The organism is Actinomyces sp. Z16, assembly GCF_003111765.1.
Lineage (GTDB): Bacteria > Actinomycetota > Actinomycetes > Actinomycetales > Actinomycetaceae > Actinomyces > Actinomyces glycerinitolerans.
Window position 1 is genome coordinate 2,804,755 of the sequence record NZ_CP027862.1, and the last position, 25,170, is coordinate 2,829,924.

Consider the following 25,170-nt stretch of genomic DNA (forward strand, 5'->3'; position numbering starts at 1 on the left):
GCGCCAACGCCCATGACTCCCACGGGATCACGAAGCAGCCCGAGAAGCCAGCCCTGTCGATGCGCGCCGCGTTCGTGACGGCGTCGAGGACGATGGCGACGGCGGCCCGCCACGCCCGAGGGGAAGCGCTTAGAGAGTCAGAAAGGCGGGGCTGGTCGCACGCACGTAACGGAGCCGCGTCGCCGGAGAGTACGCGAAGCATGGATAGGCTGTAACTGCGGACTGCCCGCACAGTCGGCTCCGCTGTATTCACGCACGCCGCCTTCAAGGGCAAGGGAGCAGGGCATGGGAACGATCAGAGCCGTTCTGGGCGCAAAGCCTGAGAACCCGAATGTGCCGATCCACAGATACGGTCTCGAGAACGCGGAGCGCGCGCGAGCTTGGTGCCGGAGTTTCCCGGAGTACCGCCAGACCCCGCTCGCCAACCTGGACGACTTGGCCTCCCACCTCGGCGTCGCCTCCCTTAAGGTCAAGGACGAGAGCGAGCGCTTCGGACTCAATGCCTTCAAGGTTCTGGGCGGCAGCTATGCCATGGGGCGTGTCCTTGCACAACGCCTGGGTCGGGAGCTGTCCGACCTTCCTTACCCCGTCCTCACGAGCGATGAGACCCGCGAGGCGCTCGGAACGCTCACCTTCGTCACAGCGACGGACGGAAACCACGGGCGAGGTGTCGCCTGGACGGCAAACCGCCTTGGCCTCCAAAGCGTGGTGTACATGCCTCGAGGGAGTGCGAGAGAACGGCTGAAGAACATCCAGGCCCTGGGAGCCAACGCCCGCATCACCGATCTGAGCTACGACGACGCTGTGCGGTTCGCCGCCGCGCAAGCCGAGGAGCACGGCTGGGTGCTGGTACAGGACACGTCGTGGCCCGGCTACGAGGAGATCCCGAGTTGGATCATGGAGGGGTACACCACCATGGGCGCGGAGCTCCTGGAGCAGCTGAACGGTGCCATACCGACCCATGTGTTCCTGCAAGCCGGCGTGGGCTCCATGGCCGGTGCCATGGCGGCCTTCCTTGCGAACCACTACGGGGAGAGCCGCCCGATGGTCCTGATCGTGGAGCCGGAGGGGGCGGACTGCATCTACCGTACGGCGGCCGCCGACGACGGAACGCTCCACGCGGTGAAGGATCCGCACACGATCATGGCAGGGCTGTCCTGCGGCGAGCCCTGCGGCATCGCCTGGAAGATCCTGCATCAATACGCCGACGCCTTCCTGACCATCCCCGACGAAGTCGCGGCCACGGGCATGCGCATTCTCGGTAATCCTCTGGGCAGCGACAGGAGAATCATCTCCGGTGAGAGCGGTGCCGCCACGCTGGGCACCGTGGCAGAGCTATTGCGCAGGGATTGCTATGCCCCGCTGCGGCGTTCTCTGCGCCTCGGCGCGGATGCAAGGATCGTGTGCATCTCGACCGAGGGCGACACAGACAGGGATAACTACCGCCACGTGGTGTGGGACGGCCGATACGCGAGCAACTGAGCATCAGGGCTGAGCGGCCGGGCCGTGGCCGCCGTGGGCAAACAAGTGATACTCGCACGGCACGTCGGCGGCCTGCAGCGCCGCCACGAGCGCAGTGGTTTCCCGCGGATCGACCACCGGGTCATCCGCGCAGTGCCAGATGAACATGGGGGCGTCGTGCGCGCCCACATAGTTGACCAGGTCCGGATCGGAATTAACCAGCAACCCTTGCGGTGCGGGCAGGACCGACACAGCTGAGGCCTGCATCGCAATTCGGATTATAGACGCCCCCTCGCTCTCGGCACCTTCTCCCCAATCACACAGGACGCATTGCGACCCCGACTCGATGCTTTCAAGACTCTCCACTGCATCTTCTTATCGTCGCCCGCATTTACAACCACATGCATGAACGGCTTAGAGCGCAATAGCATTTACCTCAACGGATATTGAGTGTTTCCGCACCCCTGAGTTCATGCATAATCTTCCGGCGGCCGCCGCCCTCAACTCTCATCATCCGTTTACCGACAATCAGGAGCTGACATGACCTCTCCTACTCAACCTCCCGCTCCCGTCAATCACTCTGCGAAGAAGCGTCAGAGCGTTATTGGGATCATCGCTCTGGTGTGCGGGATCGTCGGCATCATCTTCGCCTGCATCCCAGGAGCGCTCGTCATCGGCTGGATTCTGCTGCCGATCGCATTCATCCTCGGCCTGGTTGCCCTGTTCCGTAGGGGCGAACGACTCTGGCCGTCCGTCACCGCGATCATTGTGGCGGTGGTCGGCGGCGTCGTGAGCCCGATGGTATTCCTCGGCGCAGCTACCGAGGCCGTCGACGACGCCCTGGGCGGCTCTGAGAGCACGTTCTCTGCGGCGCCCGACGTGCAGGCTGCGCCCGAGGAGGACGACGCCGCGGCGGATGCGCAGACGGGAACGCGAGAGCAGCCACTGCCGCTGGGATCGAAGGTCTCCGGCGCCGAGTGGAAGGTAGTCGTGAACTCGGTGACATTCGACGCCACCGACGCAGTACTCGCCGAGAACGAGTTCAACGAGGCACCCGCCGACGGGTATGAGTACATACTCATCAACTACTCGATCACCTACCTGGGCAATGACCCCAATGGGGAGTATCCCGACTCGGCCAGCGTCGCATACGTCACTCCCGATGGAGTAACCATCGACGGTTTCGACACAATGGCGGTGACACCCGACGACATTGATACGGGAACCGCGCTCTACAACGGGGGCAGTGTGTCGGGCAATGTAGCGCTGTCGGTTCCTTCGGCCACTGCTCAGGACGGTGTCCTAGCGGTGCAACCCGGCATGATTGCAGACAAAGTCTTCGTCGCCGTCGAGTAATTCGCTTACGCCCCTCCATCCGGGCCGGCGCCCTGACACATCACTGCGGTCATGGGCGCCGGCCCGACGCCGTTTGTTTATGAAGCCGGCACGGCGAAGGCTCCGTCAGGCTGCTTTCTCGGCTTGTCCCGGTAGCGGTGAAGACGCACCCGCTCCGCCACTCGGCGAGAAGGCCTGGGGCGCTGCGCCTGAGGCGAGCTGCCTCCTGTGGCCCACTACTCTTTCCAGCGCCGCAGGTGGGGCAGTACCGCACTCATGTAGGAGATGGCCTCGTCCTCGGTGATGTGCACGCCTTCGGACATGTACGGGGCGCTGTACTCGATCAGTTCTTCCAGGGTCTCCGGGCCGACGAAGGCGCCGTCCTGGTAGCACCAGGCACAGTAGTCCTCAGACTTCGTCCCGTCGATCTCGCTGCCGTGCTGCTCCTCCTTCGGAATGGGCATGCCGCAGCTCTGGCAGTGCGGCCCGGGCGGCGCCTCAAGAAGGCGGGTGACCGGCACCTCCAGCGCGGTGGCCAGCAGCTTGCACATGTCGATGCCAGGCGTGGTGGCGCCGGTCTCCCAGCGTGAGACCGCCTGCCGGGTCACCATGACCCGCTGCGCCAGTTCGTCCTGCGTCATCCCCCGCAACGCCCGAACCTCAGCGATGACTTCTCCGATTGCCATGTCGGCCTCCTCTTCCGCGACCCCCGGTGATGCCGCCACACAAGAACAGCACAGTTGGCACACGCCGTCGAGCAACGGGTTGTTGCATCCCCCCGCTTCCCCAATCGCTGCTCACGGACGCAGGGCGCTCAGGGGAAAGGTGAGGACGCCGTCGGCCAGCTTCATGGTGGGCCCGTCGGCGGTCACGACGGCGGTGAAGACCGGCGCGGGCGTACGTCGCGTGTCGATGTCCGCCACGAACGCGGCTAGGGAATCCTGGGCCTTCGCTATCTGCCGTTGCCCCAATTTGACTTCAAAAGCAGCCCAACGTCCGTCGTCGAACTCGACGACGGCGTCGGCCTCCTTTCCCGACTTGTCCCGATAGTGGTAGACATGCCCGCCCCGCAACTCGGCGAAGGTGCGCAGATGCTGCACAACTTGCGACTCGAACCACAACCCGGCGGTCTCCAAGTCCTGCATCAGGCGCTCCGCCGAGGTCCCGGTGACGGCTGCGGCCAGGGCAGGATCCACGAAATGGAGCTTGGACGAGGTACGTACGGCGTAGCGTGAGCGCAAGTGCGGGGCCCACGCAGGCTGCTCCTCGACAATGAAGAGCCGCCTAAGGGCATTGATGTAGCTCGCTGCCGTCTCCGCGCTGAGCGCCTGAGTCGTCACGTCCTTCGCGATGGTGGTGAATGAAGCCTCGGTGGCGATATGGCGCGCAAGCGAGCGCAGAAGCGCTCGCAACCTGATCGGATCGCGACGCGGCTCCCCATCGAGCCGCCCCATGTCGATGCTGACGACGTCCTCCACATAGTCGCGCAGATACCGCTGTGCCTGCGCGGTGGTGGCATCGACGTCACCCGGCCAGCCGCCGTGAACCAGCGCATCCAGCGCCTCCCGGACGCTCGTGCCGGAGTCAAGCGCGGGTGGCGGCTCCTCGCCGTCGAACAGTGCCGTCAACGAAACGCTCCCTGCACCCAGGCCGCGCTCGAACAGAGTCATCGGACGCAGACGCACCCTGGAGATCCGGTGGGCACCAGAGTGCCGCGTAGCATCCTCGGCGGGAACCGAGGAACCGGTGAGTATGAACTGTCCGGGGCGTTGCCTGGCGTCAACCTCCCGCCGTACCGCGTTCCACAGGTCTGGCGCAAGCTGCCATTCGTCGATCAGCCTGGGAGTTTTCCCTTCCAGCAGCAGCGCGGGATCAAGGTCAAGCGCAGCGCGTATCTGCGGCAGGCCCGAGTCCAGAGCGACCTCGGATGCGGCATGCTGCCGTCCGGTCATGGTCTTGCCGCAGGCACGCACGCCTTCGATGAGAAGACCACCTGAGTAGCCCAGGATCTCGCTGATAAGCGGGTCAACGACACGATGCCGGTAACTCACGTCGGCCATCGACTTCCTCCTGCGATCCAGCGCGAAACCCACCCCAATCCTGGAGTTGGCTTCATTCTAACCGGGCAGTTGGCGTCGCTTCAACCAGGCATATGGCGTCATTCCAGTCGGCGTTTTGGCGTCACGACGAGCAGGTAGGGCCGGCCGAGCCGCATCGCCAGAGCGGATGCTCTCCTCCTCGGCCGCATGTCCCTGCTCGCCCCGGATCCGGGCCGCAGCAGTTAACGGCACCAAGTTGCCTTCCGAGTTGCTTATCCACCCATTCGTACCGAAAGAGACCATCGACGCCGCGCCCGCGCGCTCCTAGGTTGAGTACGAACCAACCGACGAGCAGAGAGGACTCCCGCATGGCCCCCGCATCGAGCCTGAAGCACCAGACCTACCTCACCCTCAACGACGGCAACCGCATCCCCCAGTTCGGCATGGGCGTGTACCTCGTGCCCGACGGCGAACCCACCGAGACCGCCGTCGCCGAGGCCCTGCGACTGGGCTACCGCCACATCGACACCGCGCACGCCTACCAGAACGAGCGCTCCGTGGGCCGCGCGGTCAAGGCCAGCGGCATCGACCGCTCAGACATCTGGATCACCACCAAGCTGTGGCCCAGCGAGTACGGCGAGGGCGCCACCGCGGCCGCCATAGACAAGATGCTGGAGCGCCTGGACACCGACTACATCGACCTGCTGCTGCTCCACCAGCAGTTCGGCGACTACAAGGGCGCCTGGAAGGACATGGAGCGCGCCGTCGCGGCCGGCAAGGTGCGGTCCATCGGCATCTCCAACTTCGAATCCGCCAACCTGGAGGACCTCATGGCCGCAGCCACCATCAAGCCGTCGGTCAACCAGGTGGAGTGCCACCCCTACTACCCGCAGGACGAGCTGCGCGAGCGCATGGCCCCCTATGGCACGCTCGTCGAGAGCTGGTACCCGCTCGGCCACGGCGACGCCGGCCTGCTCGACGAGCCGCTCTTCGCCGAGCTCGGCACCAAGTATGGCAAGACGCCCGCCCAGGTGATCCTGCGCTGGCACATCCAGAAGGGGAACATCATCTTCCCCAAGTCCACCAACCCCGAGCACATTGCCGCCAACATGGACATCTTCGACTTCGCCCTGACCGAGCCGGAGATGGAGCGCGTGGCCGCACTCGCCAACGGCAGGCGCTTCTACAACGTCTCCCTGGCCGACCAGGAGAAGAACCTCGGCGCCTGGGCCCCCGCCGACTGAGTCCTGCGCTTACCGCGGTCGCCCCGGCTGCGACGGTGTGGCTCCAGGCCGGCAAACTCCGGTCAACACCTACGCCGACGCGTTCCGCATTCCGCTCCCCTCCCACCAACTTCTTGAAAGGAACCCCACAATGATCTTCGACCGCAATGAGAACCGCCCCGTCATCGCGCTGCTCGGTGCCGGTGCCATGGGCACCGCCATCGTTCGCCGCATCGCCAACGGCAAGCAGATTCTGCTCGGCGACATCTCCACCGAGAACCTTCAGACCGTCGCCCATGACCTGGCCGCCTCCGGATACGAGGTGGCCACCCAGCAGGTGGACGCTCTGGACCGGGCCAGCGTCGAGGCCTTCGCCGCCAAGGCCGCCTCCCTGGGCGAAGTCCGGTACTTCATCGACACGGCCGGCGCCTCCCCCAACCAGTCCTCGCCCGAGCACATCGTGGCCCTCGACCTGGTTGCCACCGCCATGGCGATCGACGTCTTCGCCAACGTCATTGCGCGCGGCGGCGCCGGCCTGGTCATCTCCAGCCAGACCGGTTACATGATGCGGCTGAGTGACGAGGTCGAGCGTCAGCTGGCACTGACTCCCACCGAGGAACTTGCCGAACTCGACTTCCTCAAGCACGACGCCGTGGCCAGCTCCGGCGTCGCCTACATGGTCTCCAAGCGTGCCAACCATCTGCGGGTGCGCACGGCGGCCGCCACCTCCTGGGGCGATCGGGGCGCCCGCATCAACACGATCAGCCCCGGCATCATCGTCACCCCGCTGGCCTACGACGAGTTCCGGGCCGCCGGAGAGAACTACCAGGCGATGATCGACGCCTCCCCGGCCCGCCGTGTGGGCACCTCCGATGAGATCGCCGCGGCCGGCTCCTTCCTGCTCGGTGAGCAGGCGGCCTTCATCACCGGCACGGACCTACTGATCGACGGCGGCGTGATCGCCGCCATCAACGCCGGCCGCTTCACGCTGGGCGGCTGACACCGAGCGCCCGAACCGGTACGCATTCCCGACGACGGCGGTCGATGGCGCCCCCATAAGCGGCCGGCCGCCGTCGTCGCTTGGGAGTGCTCGTGCCACCCCACCCGGCCGCCGGTCAGCGGATCAGGACGGCTGCCTGCATTTGGTTCCTCCCTGGTGGAATGTCCGAATCCGGCACAAACGTCTGCGAAGCAACCAGCCGAGCCGCATGATTCCAACGGTGTGGATCCCCTGGACGACCTTTTCAGGAGCGATCGTGCCGATTTTGGACAATCTACCCGGTCGGCTTCCCGTGGGCGCGCCCGCACGAGGCTCCGGATTCGCAGCGCGCCCCGCTCACCGCGATCTCGGATTGGAATGTTCTTCGCTTTCACATGAGTCCCAACAGGTGGAACCAGATCGCCTCCACGATAACGACGACGAATACGACCACCGTGAGCGGGGTCCCCAGCCGCACGGCCTCTTTGGCGCCGTAGCCCGCGTTGTCCTCGCCCTCACCCACGAGGATCGGCAGGTTGTGGAACGGCAGGATGTAGTGGATGTTGATGGCGGAGAAGACCATCATGGCCACCGCGATGTCGCTCACGCCCGAGCCGGCGGTGAAGGCAATGAACGCCGGCACGCAGATGCCGAGCACGGCCATGACCGAACCCATGAACATGTGGATGATCACCGTGATGCCGGCGATCAGCAGGGCCAGCGCCAGCGCGTTACCGGGTACGGAGTCGGGGAGCACCACGCTCGCGATCCAGGCGTTCATGCCGGTGGCCTCACCCGCCGTGCCGATGCCCATGGCGGCGGTGAGGAACACCAGGGTGCTGATGGGGACGGAGTTCCACGTCGCCGGGGTGATCACCTCGCCGATCACGGGCAACGCCAGGACGGCGCCAACCAGCAGGGTGACGAAGCCGATGTTTAGCCCGGTCACGGATTCGGTCAGCCACAGGGCGATGGCGATGACCAGCCAGATGACTGTGCGCTTCTCCTTGGTGCTGACCGTCCCGAGGGCGGCCCGCTTGACGCGCACCTCGTCGAAGTCAATACGCATCTGCGTCTCGGGCCGGAACAGCACCAGGCCCAGGCCCAGCGTGCACAGGGTCGCGACCAGCATGGGTACCGACATGTAGACAAACCACTGGATGAAGGAGCAGCCGTCTGCGGCGTAGGAGGCCACCAGTGGATTGAGGGTCGCGTCCCCGGTGAGGAAGAACATGGAGCCGGGCGCGGCCGCCGCGAACACGAGGAAACCCACCTTGATCTTGTCCGCTCGGGACATCTTGGCGGCGTCGCAGATGACGAGCATGACCGCCAGGATCATGAAGGCGCGCGGGAAGGGGTGCGGGATGAGCAGCGACAGGATGAAGGTGAGCGCGAAGATGCTGACCACGAGTGAGGTCCAGCCGCGCACGAACTTCAGCGCGAACCAGTAGGCGATGCGCTCGCCCAGGCCGGAGTCCTTCACGGCGGCGGCAATCAGGTAGGCACCGATCACCATCCACATCTGCATCTTGGTCCATGACGCGAACACCGTGCCCGTATCGGCCGTGCCGGTGAGGATGAGCAGGGCCAGGTAGACGGCCGACACGTAGGCGGGCTGGGCCACGCCCGTCGCCCACCACACCACGGTCATGAGGGTGAGGGCCAGGCAGTGCTGGCCGGCGGCGGAGATGGGCGCGAGGCCGTCCAGCGGGACGACCCACACCAGGGCGCAGGCGAGGATGCCCGCGAGCAGGCCGACGACGCGCTTGTCGAGCTTCATGCGGGCTCCCTTCAGTAGGCGAGTTCAGCGTGACTCATACCGGTCCTCCTCCGGCTGCCCGCGTTCACGGGGCAGTGCCGCGTTGCGCCCCGACTGTAGGGGATCAGCCTGCCGCGGCTGGCGCGTCTTGGAGCTCACGCACCATGAGCCATTCGGTCTCGTCGCTGCCGTCGCCCACGATCCGGAAGCCCAGCCGCTCATACAGGTGCACGGCCCGGTTGGCCTTGACGACGCCGAGCGAGGCACGCGCGTAGCCGGCCTCCCGCAGCTGTTCGAGCATGCACCGCAGCATTCGGGTGCCGATTCCCCGGCCCCGGTACTCCCGGTAAAGGGAGATCGCGAATGCCGGCGTCGAGTCGTCCAAACGGCCGTAGCAGTCGGTGGTGCGCACCCAGCAGGCACCGACCACGCGACCGTCAACTTCCGCAACCAGCGCCCGGTCATCCGGCAGCGTTCCGAAGCCCTCGAAGTGGGCGCGGCACATGGGGTCGTCGTAAATGACGCTGCGCGGCACCTGCCCGGTGAAGTCCTCGGGCACGTATACGGCCTCCAGCAGGAAGTCCTCCAGCAGAGGCGTCTCCTCGGGGCGCAGCGGCCGAATCAGTACAGCATCGTCGTCGATCGTCATGACGGGTGATTTTAGGGCGAAATACCGCCCTTGCAACGCTGCTCACTCATTCTGCGTAGGGAATGCGGAAGTAGTCGAGGTGCTGTTTGAAGCGGTCCTGGGCTGCACGGCAGGTCTCCAACAGGAACCCGGGCTGCGAGTCCCATTCACGCAGGCCCCGGTAGTAGAAGGCCTTCATTTCATCGGTGATGACGAAGGGCACGACGTCGCTTGCCAAGCACTCACCCAGCATGATCAGCCTGCCGACCCGGCCATTGCCGTCCTGGAAGGGGTGAATGCGCTCGAGGCGCACATGCATGTCAATAATCTCCTCCAGGGTATGGCGCTCAGCCGGACCGTAGCGGGCCAGGAGCGCACCTATCGCCTCGGGCACCTCTTCGGGCGGCGTTGTCGGCATCCCGGAGACCTCGTTGGGCACGCGCTTGTAGTCACCGACGGCGAACCACTCCTTGGCGGCGTCGCCGGTCGCCGCCTTGAGAATGCGATGCAGACGCTTGAGCGCGTCCTCGGTGAGCGGCTCACCCACGTGGTCGATCACGGCGTCGATGGCGCGGAAGTGGTTAGAGGTCGCGACGACGTCGTCGACGCGCACCGGCCCCTCGGAGGCATCAAGCGTGCGGGTCTCGAAGATGAGGCGGGTCTGGTCCTCGGAGAGCCGACTGCCCTCGATCCGGTTCGAGGAGTAGGTGAGGTCGATCTGGAGGCGGTGGTAGATGCCGCCCTTGATCCTCTCCGCCTTCTCCGCTCGCAGCCGGGCGAGTAGCGGCGAGCCGGGCACGTTGGCGTCCTCTGAGACATCATTTAGCAAGGGCCCGGCCCCCGCGCGTGACGGACGTGTCACCGGCACATCGTCATCAATCGTCATCGGGCGCGATTGTAGGTTCCGGCACCGGGTTCTGACCGGGTCCTCGCCGTCGGCAGCGTCAGCGAGCGGCATACTCCTCCAGCAGCGCCACCAGCCTGCGGCAGTCGGTGTCGTTAACGTCGTTGTTGGTCAGGAAGCGCACGACTTGTCCGTCCGGCTGGCCGATGATGGCGCCACGCTCGGCCAGCCAGCTCTTGAGGCCGGCAAGATCGGGCCAGTCGAAGGTCGCGAACACCATGTTGATCTGTACCGCGTCGAGATCGACTTCCACCCCCGGGAGTTCGTTCAGCAGCTCCGCCAGCAGACGCGCGTTGGCGTGGTCCTCATGCAGGCGCTGCGTCATCTCCTCGATGGCGAGGATGCCGGCGGCGGCGAGCACGCCGGTCTGTCGCATGCCGCCGCCGAGCAGCTTGCGGTACTTGCGGGCACGCGCAATGAATGCGGCGTCCCCGCAGAGCATGCTGCCCACGGGCGCACACAGTCCCTTAGACAGGCAGAACTGCACGCTATCGACGCATGCGGCCAGCTCACTCGCCTTGACACCCAGGGCCGTGGCGGCGTTGAACAGGCGGGCGCCGTCCAGGTGCACGGGAATGCCGTGTGCGCGCCCGACCTCCTGCACCTCCCGCATCACGCTCACCGGCACCACGCGACCATTGGCGAGCCCATTCTCCAAGCAGATCAGGCCCGTGGCCGGCTCGTGAATGTCGCTGGAGCGGATGGCGCCTCGGATCTGTGCCGCGTCGGGCACACCGTCCGGGAAGGCCAGGGGGCGCAGATTCAGGCTTGAAAGCACCGCGGCCGCGCCCACCTCGTGCATGAATATGTGGCTGTCGGCGCCGACGATGGCCTCCTGCCCCTTGACGGTGTGCGACATGAGCGCGAGCTGATTGCCCATCGTGCCCGAGGAGACGAAAAGTGCCGCCTCCTTGCCCACCATCTCGGCGGCCAGCTGCTCCAGGCGGTTGGTGGTCGGGTCGTCCTGGTAGACGTCGTCGCCCACCTCGGCGTCCGCCATGGCCCGACGCATGGCCGGCGTGGGATGCGTGACCGTGTCACTGCGGAAATCCATCCGCCTTGCCGCACCGCCGTCGACGGTGTTGTTGCTCGTCATTTCATTACGCATGGTTTCTCCTTCTTAGGGGACGGCTCGAAGCCCGACTACTCCCACTCGATGGTGCCGACGGGCTTGGGGGTGAGGTCGTAGGCCACACGGCACACGCCGGGGACCTCCGCCAGGATACGGGCGGTGATCCGCCGCAGCAGCGCCCAGTCGAGCTCGGGCACCTCGGCGGTCATGGCGTCGACGGTATTGACGCAGCGGATGATGACGGGCCAGTCGAAGGCACGCCTGCCGTCGCGCACGCCGGTGGCGCGCATGTCCGGCACCACGCAGAAGTACTGCCAGATGTCCTGGCCGGCGGCCTCGATCTCCTCGCGGACGACGGCGTCGGCCTCGCGCAGCGCCTCCAGGCGGTCGCGGGTGATGGCGCCCAGGCAGCGCACCCCCAGCCCCGGGCCGGGGAAGGGCTGGCGCTCCACCATGGACTCCGGCAGGCCGAGCCGGCGGCCGACGACGCGCACCTCGTCCTTGTACAGGAGCTTGACGGGCTCAACGAGTTCGAAGTCCATGTCCTCGGGCAGGCCGCCGACGTTGTGGTGGGCCTTGACGCCGTCGGCGGACTCGAGGATGTCGGGGTAGATGGTGCCCTGCCCCAGGAAGCCGACACCCTCCAGCTTCGCCGCCTCCTCGGCGAACACGTTGATGAACTCGGCGCCGATGAGCTTGCGCTTGGCCTCGGGCTCGGCCACGCCCGCCAGCAGGTTCAGGAACCGGTCCGTGGCGTCGACGTACACGAGGTTGGCGTCCAGCCCGTCCCGGAAGACCTCAATCACCTGCTCGGATTCTCCCTTGCGCATCAGGCCGTGGTTGACGTGGACGCTGATCAGCTGCTTGCCGATCGCCTTGATGAGCAGGGCGGCGACGACGGAGGAGTCGACGCCGCCGGACAGGGCGAGCAGCACCTTGCCGTCGCCGACCTGCGCGCGCACGGCGTCGACGGCCTCGGCGATGAAGGCGTCCGCCAGCTCGGGGGTGGTGATGCGCTCCATGTCGGCGGGGCGTTGGTTGGAGGTGAAGTCCACGGCGGTCTCCTTCGTCGTCGCGTGCGCGGGTTCGCGCCCGACTCTACTGCCATCCCCCAGGGCGGCGCGGAAGAGGCCACCCACTCCCGATCAGTAGGCAGCCAAGATGTCAAAATCGATGACAAACGAGTCCGGGGGCGTTGGCGGCAGCGAACAAAACGTTGGAATCATGCGGGTGCTGGGTCGGCTCTCGCCGGCATCGAGAGTGTTTGTCATCAAAATTGACACTTCCGCCCCGGGCACGCAGCCCCACGCGTAAGCTCCCCCGCCCCAAACCGGAAGAGCCCCTTCAGGCTGCGCCTATTCCAGGCCCAAGACGACGACCAACTGCCGCGAGACCTCGGCCATGTCATCCTTGCCCAGGATGCCAACTCGCTTTCCGAGAAGTTGTTTGTCCACAGTGACGATCTTCTCGGTCATCACGTAGCTCGGCTTCGCAAGTCCATTGCCTTCACTCGGCTCGATAGGGACCCTCGTGGGGATGTCGCGCGAGTCGAAGCTCGTGAATAGGCACAGGACAACCGATCCGAAGCCTGTCAGCTCATCGTTCTGTACGACAACGACCGGTCGCGCCTTGCTAGCGTAGGCATCGTCGCGCAGCGTCCAAACCTCACCGCGTCTCATTGATCGCCCTCAGGGAGAGGTCTGTCGCAAACCTGGTGGCGTCCTCCTCGGTGGCGAACGGCTCGACGTCCTCCGAGAGGCGCACGTCGTAGGGGAAGCCACGGTGACTGTTGAAGGCGGTCACGAACATGCGCAGCACGTCCGCCGGGGTAGTGCCGAGCTTTCTCGTGGTCTCCTTGAAGAGCTCCGCCTGCTCCGCGTCGACCCTCGTGGCGATCTGTCTCATTGCCATGACATGCCTCTTTCCGTCAAGACAAATCATACCAGCTATGCGGTGCAAAATATACCTATTTGCTAGCTATGCCTGGCGGTCAGGGAGACTCCGCCGACTACTCCCACTCGATGGTGGCGGGGGGCTTGCTGGTCACGTCCAGCACCACGCGGTTGACCTCGGGAACGGCGTTGGTGATGCGCGTGGAGATGCGGGCCAGCACGTCGTAGGGCAGACGCGTCCAGTCCGCCGTCATCGCGTCCTCACTGCTCACCGGCCGCAGCACCACCGGATGCCCGTAGGTGCGCCCGTCGCCCTGCACGCCCACCGAGCGCACATCGGCCAGCAGCACCACCGGGCATTGCCAGATCTCCTCATCCAGTCCGGCCGCCGTCAGCTCCTCGCGGGCGATGCCGTCCGCGGCCCGCAGGATCCGCAGGTTCTCCGCCGTCACCTCGCCAATGACGCGAATGCCCAGACCCGGCCCGGGGAAGGGCTGGCGGGCCACGATCCCCTCGGGCACGCCCAACTCCCGCCCGATCGCACGCACCTCGTCCTTGAACAGCGCCCGCAGCGGCTCGATCAGCTCGAAGTCCAGATCCTCGGGCAGCCCACCCACATTGTGGTGGCTCTTGATGTTGGCGGCGCCCTCCCCGCCGCCGGACTCCACCACGTCCGGGTACAGCGTGCCCTGCACCAGGAACTTGATCTCGCCGCCGGCGGCGCCGACCTCCGCGATCACGCGCCGCTGGGCGGCCTCGAAGGAGCGGATGAACTCCCGGCCGATGATCTTGCGCTTGGCCTCGGGCTCGGTGACGCCCGCGAGTGCGGTCAGGAAGCGCTCGGACTCGTCCACGGTGATCACGCGGATGCCCATGCCCCGGGCGTAGTCGCGCTCCACCTGCTCGCGCTCGCCGGCGCGCAGCAGGCCGTGGTCCACGAAGATGCAGGTCAACTGGTCCCCGATGGCCCGGTGCACCAGGGCCGCCGCCACGGAGGAGTCGACGCCGCCGGACAGGCCGCAGATGACGTGGGCGTCGCCCACCCGCTCGCGGATGCGCTGGACCTGCTCGTCGATGATGTTGCCCGGCGTCCAGGTGGCGGGGATGCCGGCGCCGTCGCGGAGGAAGTTCTCCAGCGCCCGCTGGCCGAACTGCGAGTGCATGACCTCGGGGTGCCACTGCAGCCCGTACAGGCGCCGGGCGGGGTCCTCGAAGGCGGCCACGGGCGTCTGCGAGGTGGAGGCGGTGACGGTGAATCCGGCCGGGGCGGCCTGCACGGCGTCGCCGTGGCTCATCCACACCGCCTGCCGGACGGGGGTGCCGGCGAACAGGCAGGAGTCGGGGTCGACGTCGGTGTCGGTGTGCCCGTACTCGCGGGTGCCGGTGCGCCCGACGGTGCCGCCGAGGGCCTGAGCCATCGTCTGGAAGCCGTAGCAGATGCCCAGCACCGGCACACCCGCGTCGAACATGGCCGGGTCCACGCTCGGGGCGCCGTCGGCGTACACGGAGGCGGGCCCGCCGGACAGGATGATGGCGGCCGGCTGCTTGGCGAGCATGTCCGCCACCGGCATGCTGTGGGGCACGATCTCGGAGTACACGCTCGCCTCGCGCACACGGCGGGCGATCAGCTGGGCGTACTGGGCACCGAAGTCCACCACGAGGACGGGGCCGATCCGGCCCTCCTCCCCGGTGGCACCATGGGGAGATGTCGTCACCGGCACAGGATAGCGGGATCCGCCGGTGCGACGACGCCGGCGTCCGCGAGCGCCACAATCTCCCGGGCTCTCGACGGCGTCCGCGCGTCCCGCGCCCTCCGCACGCTTTGCTATCGGCTAGAGTCTCCTTGTCCGCATCCTCGCCGAAGCGGGCAGGATGGAGTACCTAATGGCCGCCAACGGTCACGACGTCACCCAGTCCGACGTCGCCGCTGCCGCCGGGGTATCCCGCAGCCTGGTCTCCCTGGCGCTGAGCGGCTCCCCGCGGGTCGCCGAGGACACGCGCGCACACATCATGCAGGTGGCCGATTCGCTCGGTTACCGGATCAACACGGCGGCCTCGGCGCTGGCGCGCCAGCGCTCCACCACGATCGGCCTGGTACTGCCCAACCTCCGCAACGCCTTCTTCGAGCAGGTCTCCCGTTCCCTGGACGCCGCCGCCGCCCAGGCGGGGCTCACGGTCTTCGTCACCGTCGGCGCCGAAGATCAGGAGCGTCTGCGGCGGGCCATCGACTCCCTCCTGGGCGTGCGCGTACTCGGATTAATCCTGGTGTCCCCGTGGCTGACGAACGCACAGCTGGTCGCATTGGGCGAGGAGACGCCCACCTGCGTGATTAGTCGACGCTCCCCGGGCGGACATGTCGACGCCGTCCACATCGACGAGCGGCACGCCGCCGAGCAGATCGTCTCCCACCTTCTCTCGCGGGGAGTCAACTCCTTGGGATACGTGACGCCCAGAATGGACGACGACGCCTCTCGCCTGATCCGCGGGAAGTCCCTGACCCGGGCCGCCCACAGCGCCGGACTGGTTCTGAACACCGCGGAAGCGGGCGACGACGACGCCGGCACCGCCATACGCCGACTGCTGGACGCCGGCACACCGCGAATGGGGCTGATCACCCACAACGACATGCTCGCCATCGACGCCGTCGCCGTGCTGCGGGAGCTGGGGCCCGAGGGCACGGGGCGCGTGCCACTGGCCTCTTACGACAACACCTATCTGGCACGGCGGGCGGAGTTCGCGCTCACCAGCTTGAATCAACCGGATCAGCAGATGGCCCGCGACGCCGTGCGCCTCGTCGTCGAGCGGGCCGATGCCCTACTGCGACGGCCAAACAACCCTCCCCCGCCTCAGGACGTCGGTGCCGAGGGGCACCTGGTTGTCCGCGCCTCCTCCACCGGCTGACGTTCAACCCGGCGCCCCCGCCCGACGTCGTCGAGGTCGGTGCACGTTACCGTCGACCGACCTCGGCGCGTCACTTCAACTGACTTCGGCGACGGGAGGTCAGCTGTATTCCCGCTCGAAGCGCTCCTCCAGCTCCTCTAGGGAGTCGTACTTCGTCTCGGGCACGAACTTGATGTAGAAGATGAGCGATACGACATTGACCGCAGCGAAGATGAGGTAGGTCAGCGCCCCGCCCAGCCCCTCCATCATGATCGGAAACACGGCGGCGACGATGGCGTTGGCGATCCACAGCGCACCGATGGCGAGTCCGACGGCCGTGCCGCGGATCTTGCTGGGGAAGATCTCGGCGACGATAACCCAACTGACCGTGCCCGACTGCTTGGCGAATACGAACAGGCTCACAATGATCAGCACCAGGAAGGGTGCGAAGGTCGGGGCGCCAATGATGTCGCCGTCCTCATTCTGGTAGGGCTGAATGAGAAAGAAGAACACCGCGGCCAGCAGGGTCAACGAGATCACGATGCTGGTCTCCTGATAGATGCCGACGTGGCGACGGGCGAACTTGGTAACCAGCCACAGGCCGACCGCCGAGCCGATGAAGGACACGCCTCCGGAAATCACGTTGAGCGAGATGGCGTCACTCATGGGCAGACCGGCGGCGGCGAGCACCTTCGGCGTGTAGTACATGGCAGTGTTGATGCCCGTCATCTGGTCGGCCAGCCCCAGGATGATGCCGATAATGAGCAGGTGGCGCGTCCACTTGGTGTGCCAGATCTGGGACAGCCGCCACTTCTCCTGATTGGCCTCCTTGCGCTGGACTTGAAGCATCTCATCGATCTCCTCGGCGATGGGGCCGTCCTTTTCCTCGTTGCGCACGCGCTTGAGGGAGCCGATCGCCTCTGGAATACGCAAGTTGGCCACGTACCAGCGCGATGACTCGGGCATGAGGCGGATACCGATCCACAGTGCGACGGCCGGGATCGAGGCCAGCACCAGCATGTAGCGCCAGGTCACCCCGTTGCCGGACACCGCCACGACATTGGCCAGGTTCTGCACACTCTCCCAGGTGACGGTCTCGCCCGCGCGAGCGACCGTCTCACCGGCGGAATTGACGACGTCGTTCGCGACCGTGACCCGGGGCCCACCGCGCGCGTGGGCGAGGATGGCATTCATGGAGTAGGCGAGGAATTGCCCGAAGACGATCATCATCTGGTCCACGGCCACCAGGGTGCCGCGGATGCGTTTTGGGGCGGTCTCGCCGAGGAAGACCGGGACCGTGACGGAGGCCCCGCCGACGGCGAAGCCAAGGATGACCCGGAACAGGCACAGGATCCAGAAACTCGGCGAGGCGGCGCAGCCCAGGGCGCCGATCAGGAAGATGATCGCCAACATGGTGATGTTGTGGCGCCGCCCGTACCTGTCGGAGAGCTTGCCACCAACGGAGGCGCCCACCGCGGCGCCGATGCACAGGAAGGTACCGACCAGGCCCTCCTCCCAGGTCTTCAGGGCGAGGCCGTCGGCGTCGGCGGGCAGATACATGTAAGGGAGGGCACCGGAGATCACGCCGGTGTCGTAGCCGAAAAGCAGCGAACCAAGCGTGGCTACCAGGGCTATGACTCCCAGCGAACGCTTCTTACCCGACGGCGGAGTCGCTTCGACCAGATCCTGGATTGTCTCAAGACTGTAGTCGCCAACGGCAACCCGGGATGGGGACATAGTTATCTCCTTGAGGATCCTGCAGCCTTGAGCAGGCTAGAACACGAGCCGAAATTGGCGTCCCCAAACCTACCCGCGGACGCCGCAGCGCCGTACCATGTTGTTCATTGACACGCTATGTGTTCAATGATCACCCGCCCAGAGAGCCTGCATGCCGGACACCCCCTACCAGCCAGAGATTGTCATTGACCGCACCAGTGACCTCCCGCTGTACACACAGATAGCGGAGACACTCGGCGCGCTCATACTGGACGGCACCCTTACGCCCGGGACCCGCATCGAGGACGAGGTCTCCATGGCGCGGCGCCTGCAAGTCTCCCGCCCCACCACACGCCAGGCACTACAGTCCCTGGCGGATCGAGGCCTGGTCTCCCGGCGCCGCGGTGCCGGCACGGTGGTCGCCTCCCCGCATGTGCGCCGCCCCATGGAACTATCCAGCCTGTTGGCCGACCTGACCGCCGCCGGCTACCAAGTCTCCACCAGGCTGCTGGAATACGACACCCACCCAGCCGACGCGGAGGAGGCCGAGCACCTGGAGGTAGACCCCGGCACCCAAGTAACCCGACTGCGCCGTCTGCGCAGCGCCGACGGCGAACCGATCGCCCTCATGCACAACCTCCTCCCCGCCGCCATCGCCCCTTCCCACCAGGAACTGGAGCAGAAGGGTCTATATGACCTGCTGCGTTCACGCGGAGTCATGCCCGCCACCGCCAAGCAGGTGATCGGCGCCCGCAATGCCACCGCCAAGGAGGCGGACACCCTGCATGAGCGCCGCCGCGCCGCACTACTGACGGCCCAACGCACCACCTACGACGCCGCGGGGCGCGTCATCGAGTACGGCGACCACCTCTATCGCGCTTCGCGCTACTCCTTCGAAACCTCCCTCTTCACCGGCTAGACCCTGCTCCACCCCCAGCCGGATCGGGGCGGCCGACGAGGGTCACTCCAGGCAGCCGCGAGCCCCCAAGGTGACCAAAAAGTCGGACATAAACACCCGCTGGCCGTCTCTGCGGCCCCCAAGACCGCGTCGGTTGGGGCAGACTTAGGTCCGATGCGCTACGGCCGCCCGCGGCGCACCCACACTCGACGTCGAGACGCAAGAAGGACAGCTGAACCGTGGCGCGCAGCATTTACATCGCCTCCCCCAATGCCGGTACCGGCAAGTCGACCGTGGCCCTGGGCCTGGTCGCCTCCCTGACGAAAGTCGTGGCGAAGGTGGGTGTGTTCCGCCCCTTCGTCGCCTCCCGTGACAACGAGCCCTTCCTCGACCTGCTGCTGCGCCGCTGCGGCTCCACCACCCCGGCCGCGCAGTGCATCGGCGTCACCTGGGACGAGTTCCACGCCGACCCCGACGAGTCCTTGTCCCGCATCGTGGACGCCTACCGGGCCGTCGCGCGCGATCACGACGTCATCATCATCGACGGCTCGGACTTCTCCGACGTCGTCGGGAATCCCGAGCTGGAGCTCAACGCCCGCGTAGCCGCGAACATCGGCGTGCCCGTGCTGCTGGTGGTCTCCGGGCAGGGCGACCCCGAGGATGTGCGCGGCAGCGTGGAGGTCTCCATGGCCGAGATCGCCGACAACCACGCCCGCACCGTCGCCGTCGTGGCCAACAAGTGCCCGGCGGACACGCGCGCCGATGTGGCCGCCGCCCTGGCCGACCTGGAGGGCGTGACCACCACGACCCTGCCCGAGGTGCCTCTGCTGAGCGCCCCCTCCGTACGCGAGGTGATGAACGCAATCGACGGCACTCTCATCAGTGGTGACGAGGCCCTGCTCGACCGCGAGGCGGAGGGCGTACTGATCGCCGCCATGGATGTCTCCCACGTGCTGGAGCGCCTGGATGAGGGGCAGGTGGTGATCGTCCCCGCCGACCGCTCCGCCGCCCTGATCTCGCTGGCGGCCGCGCAGGCCTCCGCCGGCTTCCCCAACCTTTCCGGCCTGGTCCTCAACGGCGGCTTCAAGGTGGCTCCGCACGCGCTGCGCCTGATCAAGGGCCTGCGCCTGCCGCTGCCGGTTATGACCTCGCCGCTGGACACCTTCGCGGCCGCCTCCGTTGCCGGCCCCCTGCAGGGCGGGCTGGGCCAGGCATCGTCCCGCAAGCTCGACGTCGCCGTGACCACCTTCGAGCAGGAGGCCGACGTCGACGGCCTGCTGGCCGCCCTGGAGGTGGAGCCCAGCGAGGTGGTCACCCCCATCATGTTCCAGGCGGAGCTGATCGAACGCTCCCGCGGCGACCGCAAGACCATCGTGCTGCCCGAGCCCGACGACGACCGCATCCTGCGTGCCGCCGACGTCATCGCCCGCCGCGGCATCGCCGACCTGATCCTGCTGGGTGACGAGGCCACGGTGCGGGAACGCGCCGCCGAACTGGGTCTGGACATCTCCGCGGCCCGCGTCGTATCCACCACCGACCCCGAGCTGCTGGAGAAGTACGCCGTCGAGTTCGCCCGCCTGCGCGCCAAGAAGGGCGTCACCCTGGAGCAGGCGCGCGACCGGGTGCAGGACGTGTCCTACTTCGGCACCATGATGGTGCACATGGGCGACGCCGACGGCATGGTCTCCGGGGCGGCCCACACCACCGCCCACACGATCGTGCCGTCCTTCCAGATCATCAAGACCAAGCCGGGCACGTCCATCGTGTCCTCGGTGTTCCTGATGCTGCTGGAGGACCGGGTGCTGGTGTACGGCGACTGCGCCGTCAACCCCGACCCGACCGCCGAGCAGCTGGCCGATATCGCCATCTCCTCCGCGGAGACCGCCCGCCAGTTCGGGGTGGAGCCTCGGGTGGCCATGCTGTCCTTCTCCACCGGTACCTCCGGCAAGGGCGCCGATGTGGACAAGGTGCGCGAGGCCACCGAGATCGTGCGGGCGAAGGCCCCCGAGCTCGCCGTGGAGGGCCCCATCCAGTACGACGCCGCCATCGACCCGACCGTGGCCGCCAAGAAGGCCCCCGGTTCGGAGGTGGCCGGCCGCGCCAACGTGTTCATCTTCCCCGACCTGTCCAGCGGCAACATCGGCTACAAGGCCGTGCAGCGCTCCTCCGGCGCCGTCGCCATCGGCCCGGTGCTGCAGGGCCTGAACAAGCCGGTCAATGACCTGTCCCGCGGCGCGCTGGTGGAGGACATCGTCAACACCGTGGCCATCACCGCCGTCCAGGCGCAGGCCTGACCCAGTGCCCCGGCGACCCCGCCGGGGCACTGCCGGCTTCGGCCGGATCCCATCCCGTTTCCCCGTCCGTCAGAACCCGACCGTATGAAAGGCTCATTGTGACCACCCGGACCGTCCTCGTCATCAACTCCGGCTCCTCCTCCATCAAGTACCAGCTCGTCGACCCGGACTCCGGCCAGTCCCTGGCCTCGGGCCTGGTGGAGCGCATCGGTGAGGAGACCGGCACGATCATTCACCGGCACGCCGGGGAGAAGACCCAGTTGGACGAGCCGGTGCCCGACCACGGCTACGGCCTGTCCGAGGTGCTGCGCCTGTTCGACGAGAAGGGCCCGACCCTGTCCGAGGCGAACATCGTGGCCGTGGGCCACCGCGTGGTCCAGGGCGGCCGCTACTTCTCCGGCCCGGCCCTGGTGGACGAGGACGTGATCGCCAAGATCAGCGAACTGGTGCCGCTGGGCCCGCTGCACAACCCCGCCCACCTCAAGGGCATCGAGGTGGGCCTGGAGCTGCTGTCCGACGTGCCGCACGTGGCCGTATTCGACACCGCCTTCTTCCAGGACCTGCCGGAGGAGGCCGCCCGCTACGCCCTTAAGCGCGAGGTCGCCGACAAGTACTCGATCCGCCGCTACGGCGCGCACGGCACCAGCCACCAGTTCGTCTCCGGTGAGGTGTCACGCATGCTGGGGCGCGACGACCTCAAGCAGATCGTGCTGCACCTGGGCAACGGCGCCTCCGCCTCCGCCGTCGTGGCCGGACGCGCCGTGGACACCTCCATGGGGCTGACCCCCCTGGAGGGCCTGGTCATGGGCGGGCGCACCGGTGACATCGACCCGGCGGCGGTGTTCCACCTGGGCCGCGTGGCCGGCATGAGCGTGGACGAGATCGACTACCTGTTCAACCGCGAGTCCGGCATGAAGGGCCTGGCCGGGGACAACGACATGCGCGAGGTGTGGAAGCGCATCGACGCCGGCGAGCAGGACGCCCGCGACGCCATGGACATCTACCTGCATCGTCTGGTCAAGTACGTGGGCGCTTACACCGCCGTCATGGGCGGCCTGGACGCGCTGACCTTCACCGCCGGCATCGGCGAGAACGACGACCGGCTGCGCGCCGAGCTGGTGGAGCGCCTGGGATTCATGGGGATGCGGATCGACGCCGACAAGAACTCTGTCCGCTCCGGCGACGGACGTATCATCTCCACCCCGGACTCGGCCATCGCCGTGCTCGTCTACCCCACCAACGAGGAGCTGGCCATCGCCCGCCAGGCCATGACGCTCATCTGAACGCATGCCTCGCCGATCCGGCTGGAGACAAGGACGGCCCGTTCCCGGCCCAGTGGCCGGGAACGGGCCGTTTACTGCCGTCCGCCCACGGACCAGCTTGGGGCGATCCCGGCAAGGCCCAGACGGAGTCATGACAGAACACTGTCGGCAACAATTCGACGCTACACTGCGACCGTATCGAGACCAATCGGCTTGACGGTGCGTCCTTCTGGCCGTGCCCCTGTTCCGACGCGATGGAGGTTCCTGATGGTGTTGCAGGTTGTTCCTGAGGAGCTGGGGCGTGTGCGGGGGTTTCTGGAGAAGTGTGAGGCGTCGTTGGGGCGGGTTTACGTGAACACCGGTGGTGAGGGTGCTTTTGGTGTGCCGGTGCTGGTGTGTGCGGCGGCACGGTTCGCCTACCATTTCGAGGACCGGGCGACCCAGGGCGCGTCCCGCGCGGTTGAGCTGGCCGACGGGTTGGTGGTGGCTCAACGGAACTTTACGAACACCGATGACGAGGCCGCCGACGGTGCGCGAGCCCTTGGCGAGTCCTCGCACCGGTTCGGTCACGCTCGCTCCAACGGCATCGTGATCGATCGCGGCACCGGGCGCGTGGTCAGCTACCACGGCCTGACCCACTGAGCCCTAAACCCCCTTGCAGCGCGCGGCCGTGCGCGCCCGCCCTGCCAAGCGTGAAGGATCCTTGCCCCATGAGTCCCTTGTCCATGTCCTCACCGGCCACCGGGCCGGTCTCGACCGCCGCCGCCATGGGAATCGGCGGCATCCTGGTGGGGCAGGTGCCGGGCGATCCGGCGGTTGTTCGTGCCGTTGCCACCGACTGGAAGCAGACCGCCCACAGGTTCTGGGAGGCGGCGGACCTGTCGGACTACGCCCGTGGTGCCGCGCCGTCATTCCAGGGGTTACGGCCGATGCCTTCAGGCGTGGTGCTCGGGAGTTGACCGGTGCGTTGGAGCGGGACGCGCTGGACCTTGAGGCCGGCGTGGCTCATTTGGAAGCCTACGCCCGCGTCCTTGACCGTGCCAGTGCCGCGGCCGACCAACTGCGGGAGTTCGCTGGCCGGACCGTGCTGGCCGCCTTGGGGACCCCGGCGGCCGGGATCGTGGCCGCAGCGGTCGTACCCGCCATCGCCCAGGCCTGGGCCGGCATCCTCGCCGAAGTCAACCTCGCCGCCACCCACACCGCAGCATCCCTGAACACGGCCTCGAGTGCGGGCGTGGACGCGCGAGGTTCAGGGCTGCTGTCCCAGGGCGGCAAGAACAAAGCTGACGATGTCGACTATACGAAAGACAAGACCGAGCTGACTGATACCGATATTGAGCGGATTAAGCGGCAGTTGGACGGCAGCGAGGACTGGAACGACGTTGACCAAGGGTTGCTCAGTGACTGCTATCTCATGGCTACGCTCCAGGCCTATTCATGGACCGATGAGGGCAAGCAGGTTCTGCGCGAGAACGTCAGATGGGATGAGGCCAGGCAGGCGTTCATTGTTACGCTCTACGACGACGGCGAGAAGGTGGAGGTGGAAGTCACCGATGTTTACACCAACGGGAATGGGAGGACTGACCTCATCGCCGTGTATGAGCGCGCCTACGGCAAGCACTTCGGGGACGAGGCAATCAGGTCTGGTGGGCGCCCGGAAGACGCAATCGGAGCCATTTCAGGAAATGAGTCAGAAACCGTGACAACCGCTGGTCGGAGATGGGGAATCGCCCCTCAACAGCAACATGAATACACAGGCGACGAGTGGAGAACGATCGAAGAGGCCGTTGAGGCTGGCAAACCTGTCGTTGCAGGAACTTCGGGCGGCGACTTCAGTGACGGCGATCAGGTTGACGCCTGGGCGGACACGGACGATGATGGCGTGATCCTCAGGGAAGACGAGGACGAGGGCGTCACCGTCGGCGAGGGGAAGAGAAGTTGGCGACCGGACGTCACCCCGGGCGCAGAGCCGGATGAGGAAGGCCAATACCGAGTCGTCGGCGGAGACTACGAGGGAGAAGGAAAGCGGTCCGCTCACGCGTACACCGTGGTTGCTATCGACGACGAGACTGTAACACTATATAACCCGTGGGACCGCAACGACGCCGCTAGTGACTACTCCACACCACCCGAAGACCTCGGAGACGGCTACATGCGGATATCCAGAGAGGACTACGAGAAGTACTTCGATGCTACGACAATAGAGAAAGGTGAGAGCAACTAGTGTCATACAAATTATCGTTATTGACAATCTAGTAGCGTGCGCATTCAGCTTCTTCTTGCGGGCGACAGTTTCTTACGCCGTCTTCAAATTCAAGCACGAAGTAAATCCTGTTTCCGCCGCCGAGTTTCCCCTCGATCCCAGGTACCCAAGTCAGTCTGTTCGTGTCAATTAGTGGAGCGGGATCAACCCGCACTAGTGTCATACGCCCCAAGCCCTCCACATCAACCGACTCCCCTAGCCGCAGCTCGTAGACATGCTCAACGCGTTCCAAATCAGTCCAGCGTAGACGGGCAACCCACTCATGCCGTTCCGAGCGTAATCCGGCCGACCTCACTGAACCTGTGGTCGTGAACACCGCATCAAGTGAGCCTCCTTGTACCATGACCTGGTCCGGCTCAGTTCCATCTGGTAAAGGTACGGAGCGTAGTGCGGGTCTGGTCCACCAAATCCACCCGCCCGTCAGCGCGGCGGCTACCAGTAACAGTGCTACCACGGCCATCAGGACGCGCTTCTTGGGCATCATGGGCCTTCTTGCCATGAGGGTGCCTCCGGGTTGTTACCAGTCAGTTCTGATGTCCTCATAATAGCGCATCCTGTTGTGCTA

Annotated in this window: 23 protein-coding genes; 11 read left to right on the top strand and 12 right to left on the bottom strand. The window is 66.3% G+C overall.

The window, feature by feature from the left end; genetic code table 11:
* The first annotated feature begins 285 nt into the window (after window positions 1-285).
* The gene (gene dpaL, locus C3B71_RS11735) at window positions 286-1,482 is read left to right on the top strand and encodes a diaminopropionate ammonia-lyase (protein ID WP_108968249.1); all 1,197 of its coding nucleotides are present in this window, start codon (window positions 286-288) and stop codon (window positions 1,480-1,482) included.
* A 3-nt stretch (window positions 1,483-1,485) separates the two neighbouring features.
* Here the strand turns inward: dpaL and C3B71_RS11740 are convergent, their stop codons facing one another.
* Window positions 1,486-1,728, bottom strand: a complete 243-nt coding sequence (locus C3B71_RS11740; RefSeq protein ID WP_108969873.1) for an alpha/beta hydrolase family protein — start codon at window positions 1,726-1,728, stop codon at window positions 1,486-1,488.
* A 273-nt stretch (window positions 1,729-2,001) separates the two neighbouring features.
* Here C3B71_RS11740 and C3B71_RS11745 point away from each other — a divergent pair, with 273 nt between their 5' ends.
* On the top strand, window positions 2,002-2,817 hold the full coding sequence (locus tag C3B71_RS11745; protein WP_234415897.1) for a DUF4352 domain-containing protein: 816 nt from the start codon (window positions 2,002-2,004) through the stop codon (window positions 2,815-2,817).
* A gap of 215 nt (window positions 2,818-3,032) precedes the next feature.
* On the opposite strand, the gene C3B71_RS11750 is transcribed toward C3B71_RS11745, so the two are convergent.
* Window positions 3,033-3,482 (bottom strand): zinc ribbon domain-containing protein, encoded by a 450-nt coding sequence (locus C3B71_RS11750; RefSeq protein WP_108968251.1) that lies wholly within the window; start codon window positions 3,480-3,482, stop codon window positions 3,033-3,035.
* Window positions 3,483-3,593: 111 nt separating this feature from the next.
* A complete protein-coding gene (locus C3B71_RS11755; RefSeq protein ID WP_108968253.1) occupies window positions 3,594-4,856 on the bottom strand; it encodes an ATP-binding protein in 1,263 nt (420 codons plus the stop codon).
* Window positions 4,857-5,203: 347 nt separating this feature from the next.
* Here C3B71_RS11755 and C3B71_RS11760 point away from each other — a divergent pair, with 347 nt between their 5' ends.
* Complete coding sequence (locus tag C3B71_RS11760) at window positions 5,204-6,079, top strand: aldo/keto reductase (RefSeq protein ID WP_108968255.1); 876 nt, start codon at window positions 5,204-5,206, stop codon at window positions 6,077-6,079.
* 130 nt (window positions 6,080-6,209) lie between these two features.
* The gene (locus C3B71_RS11765) at window positions 6,210-7,058 is read left to right on the top strand and encodes an SDR family oxidoreductase (RefSeq protein ID WP_108968258.1); all 849 of its coding nucleotides are present in this window, start codon (window positions 6,210-6,212) and stop codon (window positions 7,056-7,058) included.
* Between the two features lie 370 nt (window positions 7,059-7,428).
* Here the strand turns inward: C3B71_RS11765 and C3B71_RS11770 are convergent, their stop codons facing one another.
* The 8 genes from C3B71_RS11770 to guaA (C3B71_RS11805) form a co-directional block, all read right to left on the bottom strand.
* Window positions 7,429-8,817, bottom strand: a complete 1,389-nt coding sequence (locus tag C3B71_RS11770) for an SLC13 family permease (protein ID WP_108968260.1) — start codon at window positions 8,815-8,817, stop codon at window positions 7,429-7,431.
* A gap of 103 nt (window positions 8,818-8,920) precedes the next feature.
* Entirely contained in the window at window positions 8,921-9,445 is a 525-nt protein-coding gene (locus C3B71_RS11775) for a GNAT family N-acetyltransferase (RefSeq protein WP_108968263.1), read from the bottom strand.
* A gap of 46 nt (window positions 9,446-9,491) precedes the next feature.
* Window positions 9,492-10,310, bottom strand: a complete 819-nt coding sequence (locus C3B71_RS11780) for a Fic family protein (protein WP_199912502.1) — start codon at window positions 10,308-10,310, stop codon at window positions 9,492-9,494.
* 58 nt (window positions 10,311-10,368) lie between these two features.
* The gene (ltaE, locus tag C3B71_RS11785; RefSeq protein WP_199912503.1) at window positions 10,369-11,436 is read right to left on the bottom strand and encodes a low-specificity L-threonine aldolase; all 1,068 of its coding nucleotides are present in this window, start codon (window positions 11,434-11,436) and stop codon (window positions 10,369-10,371) included.
* Between the two features lie 35 nt (window positions 11,437-11,471).
* Window positions 11,472-12,539: a glutamine-hydrolyzing GMP synthase gene (gene guaA / locus C3B71_RS11790; protein WP_199912504.1), complete on the bottom strand. Its 1,068-nt coding sequence runs from the start codon at window positions 12,537-12,539 to the stop codon at window positions 11,472-11,474.
* A 216-nt stretch (window positions 12,540-12,755) separates the two neighbouring features.
* On the bottom strand, window positions 12,756-13,079 hold the full coding sequence (locus C3B71_RS11795; protein WP_108968268.1) for a type II toxin-antitoxin system PemK/MazF family toxin: 324 nt from the start codon (window positions 13,077-13,079) through the stop codon (window positions 12,756-12,758).
* Window positions 13,066-13,311: a type II toxin-antitoxin system RelB/DinJ family antitoxin gene (locus C3B71_RS11800; RefSeq protein ID WP_073328490.1), complete on the bottom strand. Its 246-nt coding sequence runs from the start codon at window positions 13,309-13,311 to the stop codon at window positions 13,066-13,068. The genes C3B71_RS11795 and C3B71_RS11800 overlap by 14 nt, the downstream gene beginning before the upstream one ends.
* A gap of 97 nt (window positions 13,312-13,408) precedes the next feature.
* On the bottom strand, window positions 13,409-14,965 hold the full coding sequence (gene guaA / locus C3B71_RS11805; RefSeq protein ID WP_108969881.1) for a glutamine-hydrolyzing GMP synthase: 1,557 nt from the start codon (window positions 14,963-14,965) through the stop codon (window positions 13,409-13,411).
* 211 nt (window positions 14,966-15,176) lie between these two features.
* Here guaA (C3B71_RS11805) and C3B71_RS11810 point away from each other — a divergent pair, with 211 nt between their 5' ends.
* Window positions 15,177-16,193 carry a LacI family DNA-binding transcriptional regulator gene (locus C3B71_RS11810; protein ID WP_108968271.1) on the top strand — a complete coding sequence of 339 codons (1,017 nt, stop codon included), beginning with the start codon at window positions 15,177-15,179 and terminating at the stop codon, window positions 16,191-16,193.
* A 99-nt stretch (window positions 16,194-16,292) separates the two neighbouring features.
* Here the strand turns inward: C3B71_RS11810 and C3B71_RS11815 are convergent, their stop codons facing one another.
* The gene (locus C3B71_RS11815) at window positions 16,293-17,909 is read right to left on the bottom strand and encodes an MFS transporter (protein ID WP_108968273.1); all 1,617 of its coding nucleotides are present in this window, start codon (window positions 17,907-17,909) and stop codon (window positions 16,293-16,295) included.
* A gap of 151 nt (window positions 17,910-18,060) precedes the next feature.
* On the opposite strand from C3B71_RS11815, the gene C3B71_RS11820 reads away from it, so the two are divergent.
* The 6 genes from C3B71_RS11820 to C3B71_RS11845 all read left to right on the top strand — a co-directional run bounded on the left by C3B71_RS11820 (window position 18,061) and on the right by C3B71_RS11845 (window position 24,566).
* Window positions 18,061-18,807 carry a GntR family transcriptional regulator gene (locus tag C3B71_RS11820; protein WP_108968275.1) on the top strand — a complete coding sequence of 249 codons (747 nt, stop codon included), beginning with the start codon at window positions 18,061-18,063 and terminating at the stop codon, window positions 18,805-18,807.
* Between the two features lie 218 nt (window positions 18,808-19,025).
* Complete coding sequence (gene pta / locus C3B71_RS11825) at window positions 19,026-21,080, top strand: phosphate acetyltransferase (RefSeq protein WP_108968277.1); 2,055 nt, start codon at window positions 19,026-19,028, stop codon at window positions 21,078-21,080.
* Window positions 21,081-21,178: 98 nt separating this feature from the next.
* On the top strand, window positions 21,179-22,363 hold the full coding sequence (locus C3B71_RS11830) for an acetate/propionate family kinase (protein WP_108968279.1): 1,185 nt from the start codon (window positions 21,179-21,181) through the stop codon (window positions 22,361-22,363).
* A gap of 246 nt (window positions 22,364-22,609) precedes the next feature.
* Window positions 22,610-22,984: a hypothetical protein gene (locus C3B71_RS11835; RefSeq protein WP_108968281.1), complete on the top strand. Its 375-nt coding sequence runs from the start codon at window positions 22,610-22,612 to the stop codon at window positions 22,982-22,984.
* A 68-nt stretch (window positions 22,985-23,052) separates the two neighbouring features.
* Window positions 23,053-23,301, top strand: coding sequence for a hypothetical protein (locus C3B71_RS11840; protein ID WP_108968283.1), 249 nt, complete (start codon window positions 23,053-23,055; stop codon window positions 23,299-23,301).
* Window positions 23,298-24,566, top strand: a complete 1,269-nt coding sequence (locus tag C3B71_RS11845) for a C2 family cysteine protease (protein ID WP_108968285.1) — start codon at window positions 23,298-23,300, stop codon at window positions 24,564-24,566. The genes C3B71_RS11840 and C3B71_RS11845 overlap by 4 nt, the downstream gene beginning before the upstream one ends.
* Window positions 24,567-25,170: the final 604 nt, after the last annotated feature.

What these genes read in the sequence shown, in the direction of transcription:
- dpaL (WP_108968249.1), top strand. Translation starts at nt 286, where the DNA reads ATGGGAACGATCAGAGCCGTTCTGGGCGCAAAGCCTGAGAACCCGAAT.
- C3B71_RS11740 (WP_108969873.1), bottom strand. Translation starts at nt 1,728, where the DNA reads ATGCAGGCCTCAGCTGTGTCGGTCCTGCCCGCACCGCAAGGGTTGCTG.
- C3B71_RS11745 (WP_234415897.1), top strand. Translation starts at nt 2,002, where the DNA reads ATGACCTCTCCTACTCAACCTCCCGCTCCCGTCAATCACTCTGCGAAG.
- C3B71_RS11750 (WP_108968251.1), bottom strand. Translation starts at nt 3,482, where the DNA reads ATGGCAATCGGAGAAGTCATCGCTGAGGTTCGGGCGTTGCGGGGGATG.
- C3B71_RS11755 (WP_108968253.1), bottom strand. Translation starts at nt 4,856, where the DNA reads ATGGCCGACGTGAGTTACCGGCATCGTGTCGTTGACCCGCTTATCAGC.
- C3B71_RS11760 (WP_108968255.1), top strand. Translation starts at nt 5,204, where the DNA reads ATGGCCCCCGCATCGAGCCTGAAGCACCAGACCTACCTCACCCTCAAC.
- C3B71_RS11765 (WP_108968258.1), top strand. Translation starts at nt 6,210, where the DNA reads ATGATCTTCGACCGCAATGAGAACCGCCCCGTCATCGCGCTGCTCGGT.
- C3B71_RS11770 (WP_108968260.1), bottom strand. Translation starts at nt 8,817, where the DNA reads ATGAAGCTCGACAAGCGCGTCGTCGGCCTGCTCGCGGGCATCCTCGCC.
- C3B71_RS11775 (WP_108968263.1), bottom strand. Translation starts at nt 9,445, where the DNA reads ATGACGATCGACGACGATGCTGTACTGATTCGGCCGCTGCGCCCCGAG.
- C3B71_RS11780 (WP_199912502.1), bottom strand. Translation starts at nt 10,310, where the DNA reads ATGACGATTGATGACGATGTGCCGGTGACACGTCCGTCACGCGCGGGG.
- ltaE (WP_199912503.1), bottom strand. Translation starts at nt 11,436, where the DNA reads ATGCGTAATGAAATGACGAGCAACAACACCGTCGACGGCGGTGCGGCA.
- C3B71_RS11795 (WP_108968268.1), bottom strand. Translation starts at nt 13,079, where the DNA reads ATGAGACGCGGTGAGGTTTGGACGCTGCGCGACGATGCCTACGCTAGC.
- C3B71_RS11800 (WP_073328490.1), bottom strand. Translation starts at nt 13,311, where the DNA reads ATGGCAATGAGACAGATCGCCACGAGGGTCGACGCGGAGCAGGCGGAG.
- C3B71_RS11810 (WP_108968271.1), top strand. Translation starts at nt 15,177, where the DNA reads ATGGCCGCCAACGGTCACGACGTCACCCAGTCCGACGTCGCCGCTGCC.
- C3B71_RS11815 (WP_108968273.1), bottom strand. Translation starts at nt 17,909, where the DNA reads ATGTCCCCATCCCGGGTTGCCGTTGGCGACTACAGTCTTGAGACAATC.
- C3B71_RS11820 (WP_108968275.1), top strand. Translation starts at nt 18,061, where the DNA reads ATGCCGGACACCCCCTACCAGCCAGAGATTGTCATTGACCGCACCAGT.
- C3B71_RS11835 (WP_108968281.1), top strand. Translation starts at nt 22,610, where the DNA reads ATGGTGTTGCAGGTTGTTCCTGAGGAGCTGGGGCGTGTGCGGGGGTTT.
- C3B71_RS11840 (WP_108968283.1), top strand. Translation starts at nt 23,053, where the DNA reads ATGAGTCCCTTGTCCATGTCCTCACCGGCCACCGGGCCGGTCTCGACC.